14 protein-coding genes are annotated in these 13,247 nt (G+C 66.4%); 3 read left to right on the top strand and 11 right to left on the bottom strand.

The window, feature by feature from the left end; genetic code table 11:
* Positions 1-34 precede the first annotated feature (34 nt).
* From ACYQML_RS03510 to ACYQML_RS03540, 7 genes are all read right to left on the bottom strand, one after another.
* Positions 35-316: an MSMEG_0570 family nitrogen starvation response protein gene (locus ACYQML_RS03510; protein WP_461234722.1), complete on the bottom strand. Its 282-nt coding sequence runs from the start codon at positions 314-316 to the stop codon at positions 35-37.
* A complete protein-coding gene (locus tag ACYQML_RS03515; protein ID WP_461234723.1) occupies positions 309-1,484 on the bottom strand; it encodes an MSMEG_0565 family glycosyltransferase in 1,176 nt (391 codons plus the stop codon). The genes ACYQML_RS03510 and ACYQML_RS03515 overlap by 8 nt, the downstream gene beginning before the upstream one ends.
* On the bottom strand, positions 1,481-2,476 hold the full coding sequence (locus ACYQML_RS03520; RefSeq protein WP_461234724.1) for a sll0787 family AIR synthase-like protein: 996 nt from the start codon (positions 2,474-2,476) through the stop codon (positions 1,481-1,483). Before ACYQML_RS03520 ends, ACYQML_RS03515 begins: the two co-directional genes overlap by 4 nt.
* A complete protein-coding gene (locus ACYQML_RS03525; RefSeq protein ID WP_461234725.1) occupies positions 2,476-3,021 on the bottom strand; it encodes an MSMEG_0567/Sll0786 family nitrogen starvation N-acetyltransferase in 546 nt (181 codons plus the stop codon). The genes ACYQML_RS03520 and ACYQML_RS03525 overlap by 1 nt, the downstream gene beginning before the upstream one ends.
* Complete coding sequence (locus tag ACYQML_RS03530; protein WP_461235654.1) at positions 3,018-4,121, bottom strand: MSMEG_0568 family radical SAM protein; 1,104 nt, start codon at positions 4,119-4,121, stop codon at positions 3,018-3,020. Before ACYQML_RS03530 ends, ACYQML_RS03525 begins: the two co-directional genes overlap by 4 nt.
* The gene (locus ACYQML_RS03535) at positions 4,075-5,151 is read right to left on the bottom strand and encodes a Nit6803 family nitrilase (RefSeq protein WP_461234726.1); all 1,077 of its coding nucleotides are present in this window, start codon (positions 5,149-5,151) and stop codon (positions 4,075-4,077) included. The genes ACYQML_RS03530 and ACYQML_RS03535 overlap by 47 nt, the downstream gene beginning before the upstream one ends.
* Positions 5,152-5,233: 82 nt before the next feature.
* Positions 5,234-5,716, bottom strand: coding sequence for an MSMEG_0572/Sll0783 family nitrogen starvation response protein (locus tag ACYQML_RS03540; protein WP_056167628.1), 483 nt, complete (start codon positions 5,714-5,716; stop codon positions 5,234-5,236).
* Between the two features lie 404 nt (positions 5,717-6,120).
* Between ACYQML_RS03540 and ACYQML_RS03545 the strand changes: the two genes are divergently transcribed.
* Positions 6,121-7,515: an aminotransferase-like domain-containing protein gene (locus ACYQML_RS03545; protein ID WP_461234727.1), complete on the top strand. Its 1,395-nt coding sequence runs from the start codon at positions 6,121-6,123 to the stop codon at positions 7,513-7,515.
* A gap of 172 nt (positions 7,516-7,687) precedes the next feature.
* On the opposite strand, the gene ACYQML_RS03550 is transcribed toward ACYQML_RS03545, so the two are convergent.
* Positions 7,688-7,786 carry a DUF983 domain-containing protein gene (locus ACYQML_RS03550; protein ID WP_461234728.1) on the bottom strand — a complete coding sequence of 33 codons (99 nt, stop codon included), beginning with the start codon at positions 7,784-7,786 and terminating at the stop codon, positions 7,688-7,690.
* 142 nt (positions 7,787-7,928) lie between these two features.
* On the opposite strand from ACYQML_RS03550, the gene ACYQML_RS03555 reads away from it, so the two are divergent.
* Both ACYQML_RS03555 and tehA read left to right on the top strand, forming a co-directional pair.
* Positions 7,929-8,492: a hypothetical protein gene (locus ACYQML_RS03555; protein ID WP_461234729.1), complete on the top strand. Its 564-nt coding sequence runs from the start codon at positions 7,929-7,931 to the stop codon at positions 8,490-8,492.
* Position 8,493: 1 nt separating this feature from the next.
* The gene (gene tehA / locus ACYQML_RS03560; RefSeq protein ID WP_461235655.1) at positions 8,494-9,504 is read left to right on the top strand and encodes a dicarboxylate transporter/tellurite-resistance protein TehA; all 1,011 of its coding nucleotides are present in this window, start codon (positions 8,494-8,496) and stop codon (positions 9,502-9,504) included.
* Between the two features lie 85 nt (positions 9,505-9,589).
* Here the strand turns inward: tehA and ACYQML_RS03565 are convergent, their stop codons facing one another.
* The 3 genes from ACYQML_RS03565 to ACYQML_RS03575 form a co-directional block, all read right to left on the bottom strand.
* Positions 9,590-9,973: a hypothetical protein gene (locus ACYQML_RS03565; RefSeq protein WP_461234730.1), complete on the bottom strand. Its 384-nt coding sequence runs from the start codon at positions 9,971-9,973 to the stop codon at positions 9,590-9,592.
* A gap of 113 nt (positions 9,974-10,086) precedes the next feature.
* On the bottom strand, positions 10,087-10,917 hold the full coding sequence (locus ACYQML_RS03570) for an alpha/beta fold hydrolase (RefSeq protein ID WP_461234731.1): 831 nt from the start codon (positions 10,915-10,917) through the stop codon (positions 10,087-10,089).
* Between the two features lie 74 nt (positions 10,918-10,991).
* Positions 10,992-13,244 (bottom strand): xanthine dehydrogenase family protein molybdopterin-binding subunit, encoded by a 2,253-nt coding sequence (locus ACYQML_RS03575; protein WP_461234732.1) that lies wholly within the window; start codon positions 13,242-13,244, stop codon positions 10,992-10,994.
* Between the last annotated feature and the right edge of the window lie 3 nt (positions 13,245-13,247).

Here is a 13,247-nt window from a genome sequence, read left to right on the forward strand (position 1 = left end):
TCACTCCGTGAGTTTGCAGGAAGGGGGTGCCGGTTCAGGGCTCGAAGGTCTCGACCATGACCCGTCCATCGGAAGGCTGGAGCTTCGCGGCGGCCTCGATCCGGGCGAGTTGGTCCAGGGCGGACGAGCAGGCGAAGCCGTACTTCTCGCGCACGCGCTCGCTGGCGATGTTGAGGGCGGTGCGGGTCTTCTCGACGAAATCGTCGACCGCGTAGCTCTCGCCCGGCGTGAGGAAGTCCTTCACCACGAGGGAGGGCGAGTAGCAGGCCTCGCGCCGACCGTCGGGCCAGCGAACGTGAAAATGCATCTCAGGCATGGGTTGGCTCCTGTCTGGTGCGGGTGCAGCCCGCGTAGGCATCGAGGTGGCGCTCGGCACAGGCCCGCCAGGAATGGGCGGCGGCCCGTGCGAAGCCTGCGACCCTCAGGCGGGCGCGCGTCTCCGGCACCAGGGCGGTTGCGATGGTTCTGGCGATGTCGTCGGGGTCGGCCGGATCGACGAAGAGGGCGTCACCCTCGATTAGGTATTCGGTGAAGGGCGGCCGGAGGGAGACGATGGCCGGAGTGCCGCAGGCCATCGCCTCCAGCACGCACAGACCGAACCCTTCCTTCAGGGAAGGGAAAGCCAGCATGTCGGCGACACGGTAGAGGGCCGGCATGTCGGCCTGCGGAACCGGACCGGTCTCGATCACGGGGCCGCTCGACCCTGCCGCCAAGCCGTGGACGGTCAGGGCCGCATGGCACCGCGCGCGGTAGGAGGCGTGGTCGAGGAGCGAGGCGCCGCCGGCGATGACGAGCTGGGCCCCGGGATGGCGCTCACGCAGGCGCGCGAAGGCCTCGATGATGCCAAGGGTGTTCTTGCGCTCCTCGAAGCCGCCGACGCTCAGGACGATGGGACCGCCGCCCAACCCCCAGCGCTCCCGAACCACGGCATCCCGCAGGTCGGGCGTGGAACGGTAGGCCGCCAGATCGACGCCGTTGCCGACGACCTCAGGCGTCGCACCGTAGTCCGACCGGACGCGCTCGGTCCAGCCATGGCTGACGCAGAGGAGGCGTCGAGCCTCCTGGATCGAGCGATCCTGCCAATCGGCAAGCTGCGGTTCCGCGAAGGCGTCCAGGTGATGGACGGTGCGAACGAACCCTGGAATCAGACGCCGGTGCTTCAGGGTCGCAAGCGCATTGCCGCCGATGCCGTCATGGGCATGGAAGACATCGAAGTCGCAGGCCGCCGGCGATCCGAAGTGGATCAGGTAGTCGTTGATGCGCGTCCGCACGAGGTCGACCGTGTCGCCGGCAACGGGGCGGGCGGCGACGGAGACCGTCGGGCAGGCGGCATCGCGAAAGAAGCCGCGGCCGGACGGGTCGGGGGCGTGGACCACCGCCTCGTGCCCGAGCCCGCACAGGGCTTCGGCCAGGGCAAGGCAATGGGCGACGCCGCCGCGCGGGTTGGTCGAGTGGGTCAGGAGGGCGATGCGCAGACCGGTCATGATTCGGGCCCCGCTTCATCCCGGCCGCAGCCAATCAGCGGGCCGGCCACGAAGTCCCAGACCACGGCCTCCTCGCCTGCTGCGTCCCGGATGCGGGCGACCCGGCTCGCATCGATGCCTCCGATCATGGCGGCTGAAATGCCTCGCTCGGCGAAGCGCGCGAGGACGGCCGGAGTGTCTCCGGGGCGGACGCTCAGGAGGTAGCCGAAACTCGGGAAGGCGGTGAGCCAGCGTGCGAGGGGAACGCCCTCGGGCCGCGGGATCGCGTCGAGGTCGATGGCGGCGCCGACCTTCGAGCATTCGAGCAGCATCAGGGCCGTGCCGACGACGCCCGCCATGCTTATGTCCTTGGCGGCGCGGCAGAGACCGTCCTCGGCGAGCCCCGGCAGCAAGGCGAGATCGGCGCGCAGGCGTTCGCCCGGCGCACCGGTCGATGCGTCCCAATAGGGATGCGGATCGCGAAACCGTCCGCGCAGATCGATGGCCGCGATGAGGTCGTCGCCGGGGGCCGCGTCGAAGCTCGTCAGCAGGCGCGGGCCCGCCCGACCAAGCACGGCGACCGCGAGGTTGCCGGTCTCGGACCACGTGTTGGTGTGGCCGCCGACGACAGGCACGCCGTAGAGTGCGGCCGCGTCGGAGAGGCCGGCGAGGATCGGGTCCGCCGCCGCCGCATCCCGGCTCCACAGGGCGTCGACGACCGCAAGCGGGCGCCCGCCCATGGCTGCCACGTCGCTGAGATTGACCATGATGCCGCAATAGCCGGCGAAGTACGGATCGGCGGTGACGAAGCTGTCGATGAAGCCCTCGATGGCCAGCAGCAGGTGGCCGTCGCCATCGGGAATGGCGGCGCAATCGTCTCCGACCGGCACCGCGGCATGCCGGTCCCCCAGTCCCAGGCGCGTGACGACGGCATCGATGTCGCGCTTGTGGGCGACGCCACGCGCATCCCGGATCTGGCCGGCTAGGGCCTGGAGGTCGACGGCCGCGGTCATCACGCTGCCCTGCGGAACGTGACGAGCCCGTACTCGGGATCGTGCATAGGCGGGTAGGCGGCGAGGTCGGCCTGCATCAGGTGGTGAAGGCGACCGTGGAGCTCCACTGCATCAAGGCTCGCCCAATTCAAGGCCTCGAACAGCGGCACGTTCCGGTCCTGCACGTGCGCCAGGAAGCGCGTGCATCCCCGTGCATGGGCTGAAGAGACCGCGACCTGGATGAGCCCGGCGCCGAGTGCCGCCGTGCCGCGGAAGGCTTTGGCAACGGCCAGCCGCGATCCCCACCACTCGCCGGGTCGTTCCGCAACCTCGTGGATGCGCACCGTGCCGACCACGGCGTCGGCGTCGCCGCCAAGCGTCGAGAGGGCGCAGATCGGGATCGCATGTCCGTCGATGGCGTCGCTGTCATCATCCGCGAAGATGCCTTGCTCCGTGCAGAACACCTGCCGGCGCAGGGCAGCGCATGCCTGCCGCTCCCAGGGGGCGGTGGCGAACTTCACCCGGAAATGGCTCGGGCGGTAGGGCGCGACGGGTTCGAGGATCATGCCGCCACCCCCGCGCGCTCGTAGGTGGAGAGGGCCGAGCAGGCGCCGCAGCGTCCGCAGCCGGCCTTGATGTCGGTCGAGCGCAGATTCGCCCGCCCCAGCATCTCGGACAGGGGCTGCAGGATCGCGTGCATGAAGTCCGGCGACGGCGCTGGGTGGCTCTCCAGCGGGGTGCCGGAGATCGGCACGAAAGGCACGACGAAGGGATAGACGCCCATCCCGATCAGGCGCTCGGCCATGGCGAGGATCGCCTCCGGCGCGTCGCCGAGGCCGGCCAGGATGTAGGTCGAGACTTGGCCCCGACCGAAGACCGGCACGGCCGCCGCGAAGGCGTCGTAGTAGCGCTCCAGCGGCACGCTCGCCTTGCCGGGCATGATCCGGTCACGGACCTCGGGCGTCACCGCTTCCAGGTGCATGCCCAACGCCTCGATGCCCGACGCCTTCATGCGCTCGAACCAGCGGTCGTCGTCCGGCGGCTCGCATTGCGCCTGGATCGGCAAGTCCACCGCCGCCTTCACCGCGAAGGCGCTCTCGCACAGGATCGCAGCACCGCGGTCGGTGGCGTTCGGCGTGCCCGTGGTCATCACCATGTGCTTGACCCCGTCGAGGAGCACGGCGGCGCGGGCGACCTCGGCGAGTTGCTCGGGGGTCTTTCGTGCAATGGTGCGGCCGGCCGAGAGCGACTGCCCGATGGAGCAGAACTGGCAGGTCTTCGTGCGGCTGGCGTAGCGGATGCAGGTCTGCAGCACCGTGGTGGCGAGCACGTCGCGTCCGTGCAGCACCGCGATCTTCGAGTACGGCACCCCGTCGAAGGTCGAGAGCGCGTAGAAGCGCGGCTTGCCCGGGAAGGTCACTCGCCCGATTACCGCGCCCTCGTGCTCGATGACCGAGACCCCGTCCGGGTCCGGTCGGCGTACCAGGAAGGGGGAATCGAACGCGGTCTCGGTGTGGACCGGCACCATCACGGTGCGGCCCGCGATGGTCATCGCCTTGTGGTCGGAAGGACCAGCGCCGCCGCGTCGGCTCGGAGCCCCGGCCCGGGTGTCGGCGAGCCTAACGCCGTAGGATTGCAGCGCATTGATCAGGCGTTCCGTCGGCATCCCCACCAGACCCGCCATGTCCGGCGGAAGCGAGGGAAGGCTCGTCGGAAGCGGGGAACTGCCCATGGTCGAGGCTCCGGGATTGATGTTGCGAACGGGTCGGCTGGTGCACGAACGAGGCCGGTCGGTCGTCGTGGAGGAGGCTGAGGAGCTCGGGGCGGGCGTAGTGGCCGACCGAGTCCATCATCCGCTTGCGCTTGGTCACCAGCGCGAGGTCCATGTCGGCGATGAGGATGCCCTCGCCGGGGCCGAGCGGATCGGCGAGGTGGCGGCCCTCGGGCGAAACGATGGCGGTGCAGTTGCCGCCGCGGCAGGCCCCGCGGAGGCGCTCGTCCGGGCAGACCTGCGCCACCTGTTCGTCCGTGAGCCAGCCGGTGGCGTTGACGACGAAGCAGGCCGCCTCCAGGGCGTGGTGGCGGATCGTCACCTCCATCTGGTCGGCGAAGATCTGGCCGACCAGCGAGCCTGGGAATTGCGCCGCGTGGATCTCCTCGTGCCGGGCCATCAGGGCGTAGCGGGCAAGCGGGTTGTAGTGCTCCCAGCAGGCCAGCGCCCCGACGCGGCCGACCGCCGTGTCGACTACAGTGAGGCCTGCCCCGTCGCCCTGACCCCAGATCATGCGCTCGTGGTAGGTCGGGGTGATCTTGCGGCGCTTGAGCTTCAGGGTGCCGTCGGCATCGAAGATCAGTTGCGCGTTGTAGAGCGAGCCGTGGTCGCGCTCGTTGACGCCAAGCACGATCACGACGCCGTGCCGGCGCGCGGCGGCCGAGACCGCCTGGGTCACGGGGCCCGGCACCGCCACGGCACGCTCGTAGAGGCGCAGGTGCTCAGCGCCCTGCAGGGCCGGCGGCAGCACGAACGAGAAGTACGGGTAATACGGCACGAAGGTCTCGGGGAAGACCATGAAGCGCGCACCCTTGGCGGCGGCCTCGTCGATGGCGTTGAGCACCCGTTCGAGCGTGCCGTCCGGTCGGTCGAGGTCGGGCGCGATCTGGACGGCGGCGGCCCGCACGATCCGGTTCTCAGACATGGATGATCCTCCGGTGGTGACGGCGGCCGCGTCGCGTGCGGCCGCCGGATGCGACGTCCCGGTCGATGGGGCCGAGGCCGCGTCAGACGGTCCAGGTGTCGATGATCACCGCGTTGTCGCGCTTGTGCAGGAGCATGCAGTCGAGGACGTCGAGGGGGTTGATCATGCGGATGCCCTCGATGAAGGCGGCCTCGCCGTGGCCGTAGAGGGCCTGGGTCGAGAACCGGCAGGCGTAGACCTTGCCGCCCTCGGCCATGAACTTCTCAAGCTGGTTGTTGAAGTTCAGGTGGCCCGGGAAGGCCTCGTCGCCGAGGCGCGGGAAGCCGCGCTGGACACCGAGGGTGATGCCGGGACCGTAGAGCAGGATCGAAGTCTCGAAGCCCTTGCGCTGCAGACGGGTGGCCTGGAGCAGGTTCACGAGGCCGATGGAGCCCTCGAAGGCGACGGTATGGAAGGTTACGAGGGCCTTTTGGCCGGGCTCGGCCTTTACGTCCTCGAAGACCTTCTCCTCGTAGTCGACCAGGAAGTCGCCCTTCTTATGGGGTTCGCGATTCACTGCGGGCATGGATCTCACTCCGTGATGGGTTGGACCGCGTCGGCCGAAGCCTCGGGTGGTCACACCCCTTCATGGCAAGCGACGTGCCAACGAAGGCCGATCAACAAAACCATCAATAGCTCCAAGTTGAATGCATACAATCTTGCATTCAATCATCATTGCGCCTTGGTCCCGGATATCTATTTTCCAATGGCAACCAGATCGGCATGTGCACAAGGGAGCATCACGCTATGCCCAGTTTGACTGCATAGATTGATGGTATTGTATGTATTGGTCCTGTAGGCCGTTGGGGTCTCCCAGGCGGTATGGGGCTTGCTACCCATACAATTAGATATTGATTGCATCTTGATGGTGTGCTTGGAGAACGGATGACTTCAGCAGCGCGAGACGGGCGACCGACGCCTTCGGATGTCATGAGCGGGACGTGGACGCCCGACCTGAAGCGTTGGGGGAAGCCCCACTACCTCGCCATCGCTGAGGCCTTGGCGGACGACATCCGGACCGGACGCCTGACAGTCGGCACGCGGCTCCCGACCCAGCGGGCCCTGGCCGAGGCCCTCGACCTCAACTTCACGACCGTCTCGCGCGGCTATGTCGAGGCCCACAAGCGCGGTCTGATCGAAGGACGCGTAGGCCAGGGCACCTTCGTGATCGATCCCGTGCGCCCGGGCCGGGCCACGCCTTCGAAGGACGGCTCACGGATCGGGCCGGTCGACTTCACGATGAACCTGCCTCCCGAGCCCGACGCGCCGGCTTTGCAGGCGCGGATGCAGGCCTCGTTCGCCGAGTTGTCCGGCGACCTCTCCAACCTGCTGCGCTACCAGGGTTTCGGCGGGACGGACGAGGATAAGGAGGCGGCCCTGCGTTGGCTGAAGGGCCGGGGCATCGTCACGCCGCGGGAGCGGTTGCTCATCTGCCCCGGCGCCCACAGCGCCCTTTTCAGCGTGCTGGGCCAGATAGCCCGTCCGGGTGACGCCATCTGCGCCGAACGCATCACCTATCCGGGCATCCGGTCCCTGGCGGCGCATCTCGGACTGCGCCTCGTCGACTTGCCCATGGACCGGCGCGGCGTCGACCCCGACGGATTCGCGGCCGTCTGCACTAGAGTCGCCCCCAAGGCGATCTACCTGAACCCATTGATTCAGAATCCGACCACCGCGACCCTGTCTCGGACGCGGCGCGAGGCCATTATTGCGGTCGCCCGCCGGTATGCCGTCACCATCATCGAGGATGACGCCTACGCACGCATCTGCCCAGCGCCGCCCCCGAGCTTCGCCGAACTAGCGCCTGAAATCACCTACTACGTGGCGGGCCTTGCTAAGTGCCTCGGCGCCGGCCTCCGGCTTGCCTACTTGGTCGCACCGAGCGCCCGTTCCGCCCTGCCACTCGGCGCTGCTCTGCGGGCAGCCACCGTCATGGCCTCGCCGATCACGACAACATTGGCGACACGATGGGTCATGGACGGCACGGCGGATGCCATCGTGCAGTTCGTGCGCGAGGAATCCGCCGCGCGCCAGCGCATCGCGACCTCGCTGCTTCCGTCCGGGACGTACACCGCGGACTCGCACGGCTTTCATGTCTGGATCACACTCCCGGAGGGTTGGACGCGCTCGGCTTTCGCGAGCCAGGGACGTTCCGCCGGACTTGGCGTCGTTGCCAGCGACCCCTTTTGCGTTGCTGGTACGCCACCGGAAGCGGTCCGTCTTTGCCTCGGCGGTCCCTCGAACCGGCAGCAGATCACGCACGGTCTGGAAGTGCTCGCCCACGCACTCGAAGGCTCGCCAGCGCTTGCTTCCGCCTACATTTGAAGTCACAAACTGGAAGATATTGCCGGAAGCGCTCAGGGTCGTGGCGACTATTCTTTCGGAGTGAGATCTGCGCCAGACGGCTTTCGGACTACGAAGCAGCCCACCTCGGCCTTGTTGAGGTACTGGCTGGCGATGAATAGCCCTTTCAGCGGCCGGACGATCGGCACGCAGGCTAGCAACATAGTAGCAGCGTCAGGACGGCATGCAGCCACACAGGCGGGTCGTAGGCAAATTCCAACCAGATGCCGAAGGCAGTCACCGGGAACGCCATCCGACTGACAGAAGCGATCGGTTGGTCGTCCTCGGCATCGGTCCAGCCCCCCTGAGCTTCATGCCTCCTCGCGCGCTTCCGTGTGCCCTTACGTATGAGTAATGTATGGTATGATGATCCATACAATCATGGTGTAGATTGATTGCTGAGCTATCTTATATGGGAAAGTAGTTGCTACATCACCTATTTTATGTATGCACAGACATCGCAGACAATAGAGGTAATGATGGAATCCAGGAGCCCGACAATTGCCTGCCGCAAAGTCCCGAAATACCTGGCAATCGTCAAGGCGCTCAAAGAGGTCATCCGCCTCGTGCGTCTCACTTCCAGTGTCCGCCTGCAGCCTCAGCGGGCGCTGGCCAAATATTTCAACTCTGAACTCACCATAGTCATCCGGGATGAAAACGACCTTAGGTTGGTGGCCTCACGCAAAGCGTTGCGGGACCTCAACGTCCTGGCACATCCATGTGGTCATCACCTTTGGCTCCGGCTTCCCGGGCCATGGCGTTGCGGCGAGTTCGGGGCACGCGCGCGTCAGCTCGGACTGTCGGTCATCCTGAGTGGTGCCTTCACAGTCGGGCCCGCTCCGGAGACGATCCGTATCTCCTTAGGCGCGACTCCCGATACAGAGACGCTGCAGTACGGCCTCCGCCTACTCGCGACCCTGTTGTCGCATCCGCATGGCACGATCTCCACGATTGTTTGAGATGGTAAGGGCATCAGGCAAGAAGGAACACCCGGCTCGCCACGAGGATCAAACCGCGAGGCTTTCGCCGTTGCGGGTCCCTGCGACTTTCTTTGGGATGGTTCTGGGTCTTTGCGGCCTTGGGAACGGTTGGCGCGCCGCCGCTCGCCTCGGCCTGGTGCCGGGTTGGGTCGGTGAGGCGATATCCATTCTCGGCGTCGCGGTCTGGATGGCATGGCTCGGCTTCTACGTCGCTCGGTGGCTGAATGACCGGGACGCTGTTCTTCGCGAGGCACGAGACCCCACGTCCTCTTTCTTCACTTCGTTGGCACCCGTCGCGACTATGATCGCCAGCGTCGGCCTCGCCCCTCACTGGCCAGCCGCCGCATTGATGATTGCCCTCGTGGGTCTCGTTGGAGTGACCCTTTTTGCCGCGTGGGGAGCGGGGACCCTTTGGATGGGGGACCGCGCGCTCGAGGAAACCACGCCGATCCTCTACATGCCGACGGTCGGCGGGGGCTTCGTCGCGGCCATCACGTGCGCGTCGTTTGGGATGAAGGATCTGGGCTTGCTCTACTTCGGGGCCGGACTTCTATCTTGGCTGACGCTGGAGTCGGTCGTTGTACATCGCATGATGCTGAGGACCCTTCCCGTGCCGTTGCGCGCCTCGCTTGGGCTGCACCTCGCACCGCCGTCGGTCGCCTGCGTGGCCTACCTAGCAGTTACCGACGGGATGCCGGATCGGCTCGCACAGATCCTGTTCGGATATGCCCTGTTTCAGGCCCTCGTTATGGTGCGGCTTGTTCCTTGGCTGCGGATGCAGCCGTTCTCGCCGGCGGCCTGGGCCTACACCTTCGGTGTATCGGCTCTTCCGCTCGCCGCGTTGCGCCTGACGGAACGAGGGTTGGAAGGGCCGAACGTTAGCATCGCCATTCCGCTGTTCGTTGCTGCCAACCTCTTTATTGGCTGGACCACGCTCAGGACCGTCGTCCTGATGCTTCAAGGAAAACTTCTTCCTGCCGGTCGAACCTGATGAAGCCGCCCTTAGCCGCTTGCACCGAACGTGATCATAGATCTCCAACGGCGTCCCCGCCATTTCAAACGATCGCCGACTTCCATTAGAAAAACAGGGACGCAAATCGCGCGACGTACCGGCATTTTGTCGTGCTCTGCTGACAACTCGGCTTCCTGACCGTCGACGGCAACAGGTTCGAGGCCATGAACACGCGCGACTCGAACTCCATACCTGCCAGGGCTCTCTTCGTATTGAGCAGGTTAAGACAAGCATCGTATGTTAATTCCCGGCGCTCGATACTGCTGACCGCCGGGAGGTAGGGAAGGCGCAGCAGCGACAGACGCACCTCAAAAGCGGCTTTGCACGCTCCGGGATTGGCTGCGAGCCTCGCACGGAGGAAGCGAATAAGCGCTTGATGCCGATAGTGCAGCATGCTGCAGCCGATCATCATGCCCTCTGTGACGTCCAACGCGGCGAATGGGGCCATCGTACCGCAGCGCTCGGAATCGTGGGCTCGGGTCGCCGGGAGAGCCAGTTTCACCGCTACCGACTTAGGCGACGGCTAGCCGGCGCCATATCCGCTTTGGCTTGGTACGCGTTTCATATCCTGAAGAAGGCAAGGAGGTCCGGGTTGATTACGTCCGCATGGGTCGTGCACATGCCGTGTGGGAACCCATCGTAGGTCTTGAACGTGCCGTGCTTCAGGAGCGGATGCGCGAGGAGCGCCGAATCGGCGATCGGCACGATCTGGTCGTCCGTGCCGTGCATCACCAGCACGGGCACCTCGATCAGCTTCAAGTCGGCGGTAAAATCCGTCTCCGAGAAAGCCTTGATGCAATCGTAATGGGCCTTGGCGCCGCCCATCATGCCCTGGCGCCACCAATTGTCGATCACGCCCTGCGAGACTTGTGTGCCCGCTCGGTTGAAGCCGTAGAACGGGCCTGAGGGCAAGTCTCGGTAGAATTGCGCCCGGTTGGCAGCGAGCGCCGCTCGTAAGCCGTCGAACACCTCCATCGGCAGGCCGCCGGGATTCGCCTCGGATTTTACCATCACTGGTGGCACGGCGCCGATCAGTACCGCCTTGGCGACGCGGCCCGGCTCCGCCCGGGCAACGTAGTGCGCCACTTCGCCACCGCCAGTAGAATGGCCGACGTGGATGGCGTTCCTCAGATCGAGGGCGGCGGCCAACTCGGCAACATCCGCCGCGTAGGTATTCATCTCGTTGCCGATGTCAGTTTGGGTCGAGCGGCCATGACCCCGACGGTCATGGGCGATCACGCGGTACCCCTCGCCGAGGAAGAACAGCATCTGACTGTCCCAATCGTCGGCGCTCAGGGGCCAGCCGTGGTGGAAAACAATCGGCTGGGCGTCCTTAGCCCCCCAATCCTTGTAAAAGATCTCAGTCCCGTCCTGCGTAATTAGAACACCCATGGTCAAACCCTTTTCGCTTCGTGTAATCCACGTCACCACGCCCGGGCGTCACGCCGGGCCGCGATCCCATTGCATCAGGCGCCCGATAGCCGTGTTTTCGACAGGGGCAGGCTGCGCACCCGCCGCCCCGTCAGCGCCGCTACCGCGTTGACCACTGCCGGCGGCACGCCCGGCAGTCCCGGCTCGCCGATGCCGCCCATAGGGGCGCCGCTTTCCACGATCGCGACGTGGATGCGGGGCATTCGCTCGCGGTCGAGGATCGGGTAGGCGTCGTAGTTGCGTGCCTGCCGCTGCCCGCCTTCGTAGACCACCTGCTCTAGCAGGGTCGCCGAAAGGCCCAGCGCCGCCGCGCCCTCCACCTGCCGTCTGACGATGGCCGGGTTGACCACGCTGCCGGGGTCGATGGCGATCCAGAGGTCGTGCACCCGCGCCTCGCCGCCCTGGAGCGAGACCTCCGCGATGGTCGCGGTCTCCGACCCGAAGGGCGAGGCCATGGAGACGCCGCGCGCGCGCGTGCCCCCATCCTGGGCCTGGAACGGCCCACGCTTCCAGCCGCCGGCAAGGTCGGCGACCCGGCGCAGAAGGGTCGCATGGCGCGAGTTGTCCTTCAAGAGCGCCATGCGCAGGGCGAATGGATCCTGCCCCCCGGCCTCGGCGATCTCGTCGAGGAAGCTCTCGTAAAAGTAGTCGTTCATCGAGTGCCCGACTGAGCGCCAGAAGGCGATGGTGACCGGGTGGGCGAGCTTGACGTAGTCGAGACGGCGGTTCGGGATCGCGTAGGGCTTCTTGTCGAGGCCTTCGACGACGGAGGAATCCACCGGTCCCTTGAACAGGGCGCCGAACCAGCGCCCAATCGGTCCCTCGCCGACCGCCGAGGCCTGGAACGCTACCGGCATGCCCTTCGAGTCGAGGGCCGCGCGTAGACGGGCGAAGCCGAGCGGGCGCACCGCATCCATGCCAAACTCTTCCTCACGCGACCACAGCACCCGCACCGGCTTGCCGGTCGCCTTGGCGAGCAGGATCGCCTGCGGGAACGGGTTGGCCGAGCCGTAGTAGAAGTGGCGTCCGAAGAACCCGCCGAGCATCGGCGAATGGATGCGAACCCCATCCGGCTGCAATCCAGCGGTCTTGGCCGCGACTTGCTGGAACAGCTCGGGCATCTGGTTGGGTAGCCAGAGGTCGAGGGTGCCGTCTGGATTGAACCGCGCCACGGAGGAGGGAGGCTCCAGCTGTGCGTGGGCAAGGTAGGGCGCGTCGTACTCAGCCTCGACGATCTTGGCCGCTCCCTTGAAGGCTGTCGCGACGTCTCCCTCCTGCTCGGCGGAGACACCCTCGCCGGTCGCGTCCTTCAGGGCGGCGCGCATGCCCATTGAGGAGAAGCCGGCCGAAACCGTGGCGATGCCCTCAGCAGCGGGCTTCGTCCAAGTGACGCTCAGCGCCTCCGCTCCCTTGCGAGCCCGCCACCAAGTATCTGCTACCACCGCCACCGCCCCCGGCAGACGGTGGACCGAGTGTACGCCCGGCATCGCCCTCACCTCGACCTCGTTAGCGATGCTCTCCGGCTCGGTGCCAAGATACGGCGCGTGCTGCACGGCGGCGTGCAGCATTCCCTCAATGCGTATATCGATGCTGTATATCGCGCGCCCCGTCGACTTGGCGCGCATATCGAGGCGCGCCACCGGCTTGCCGATCCAGCGGAAATCCTTAGGGTCCTTGAGGGGCACGTCCTCGCGCGGCACAAGGGCCAGTGCCGCCGTCGCGAGCTCGTCGTAGCCGAGGGTGCGGCCGGAGGCTTTGTGCAGCACGCGTCCATCGTCGGTGCTCAGGCTGGCTTGTGCTACCTTGAGATGGGCGGCTGCGGCTCGCAGAAGCATCTCGCGTGCGGTGGCCCCAAGGCGGCGCATGGCGACATAGCTGGAGCGGGTCGAGAAGCTGCCGCCCGTCATGCGGAGGCCGTTGACCACGGCGTAGTCTGGCCCCGGCGGCGCGCATTCGACGGTAAAGCGCGAAGGATCGAGGTCGAGTTCCTCGCCAATGGTCTGGGCGAGCCCGGTGTTGATGCCCTGTCCGCCCTCCACGAAGGGGCTGAGCAGGCGCACGTTGCCATTCGGGCGGATCTCAAGGAATGCGGCTACCCGGGTGCCGGGCTTAGGCGCGATGGCGGCTGCACCCTCTGCCTGGGCACGGGCTTCGTTGGGAAACTCGACGGCCAGCGCAAGGGCGCCTGCAGCAACGCCGAAGAAACCGCGCCGGGACAAGTTCAGGACGGGCTCTTGGCACAAAACCGGCTCCTGGCGATGCAGGAGCAAGGGCGAGAGTTCGTTCATGCG

This window comes from Methylobacterium sp. CM6244 (assembly GCF_054817885.1).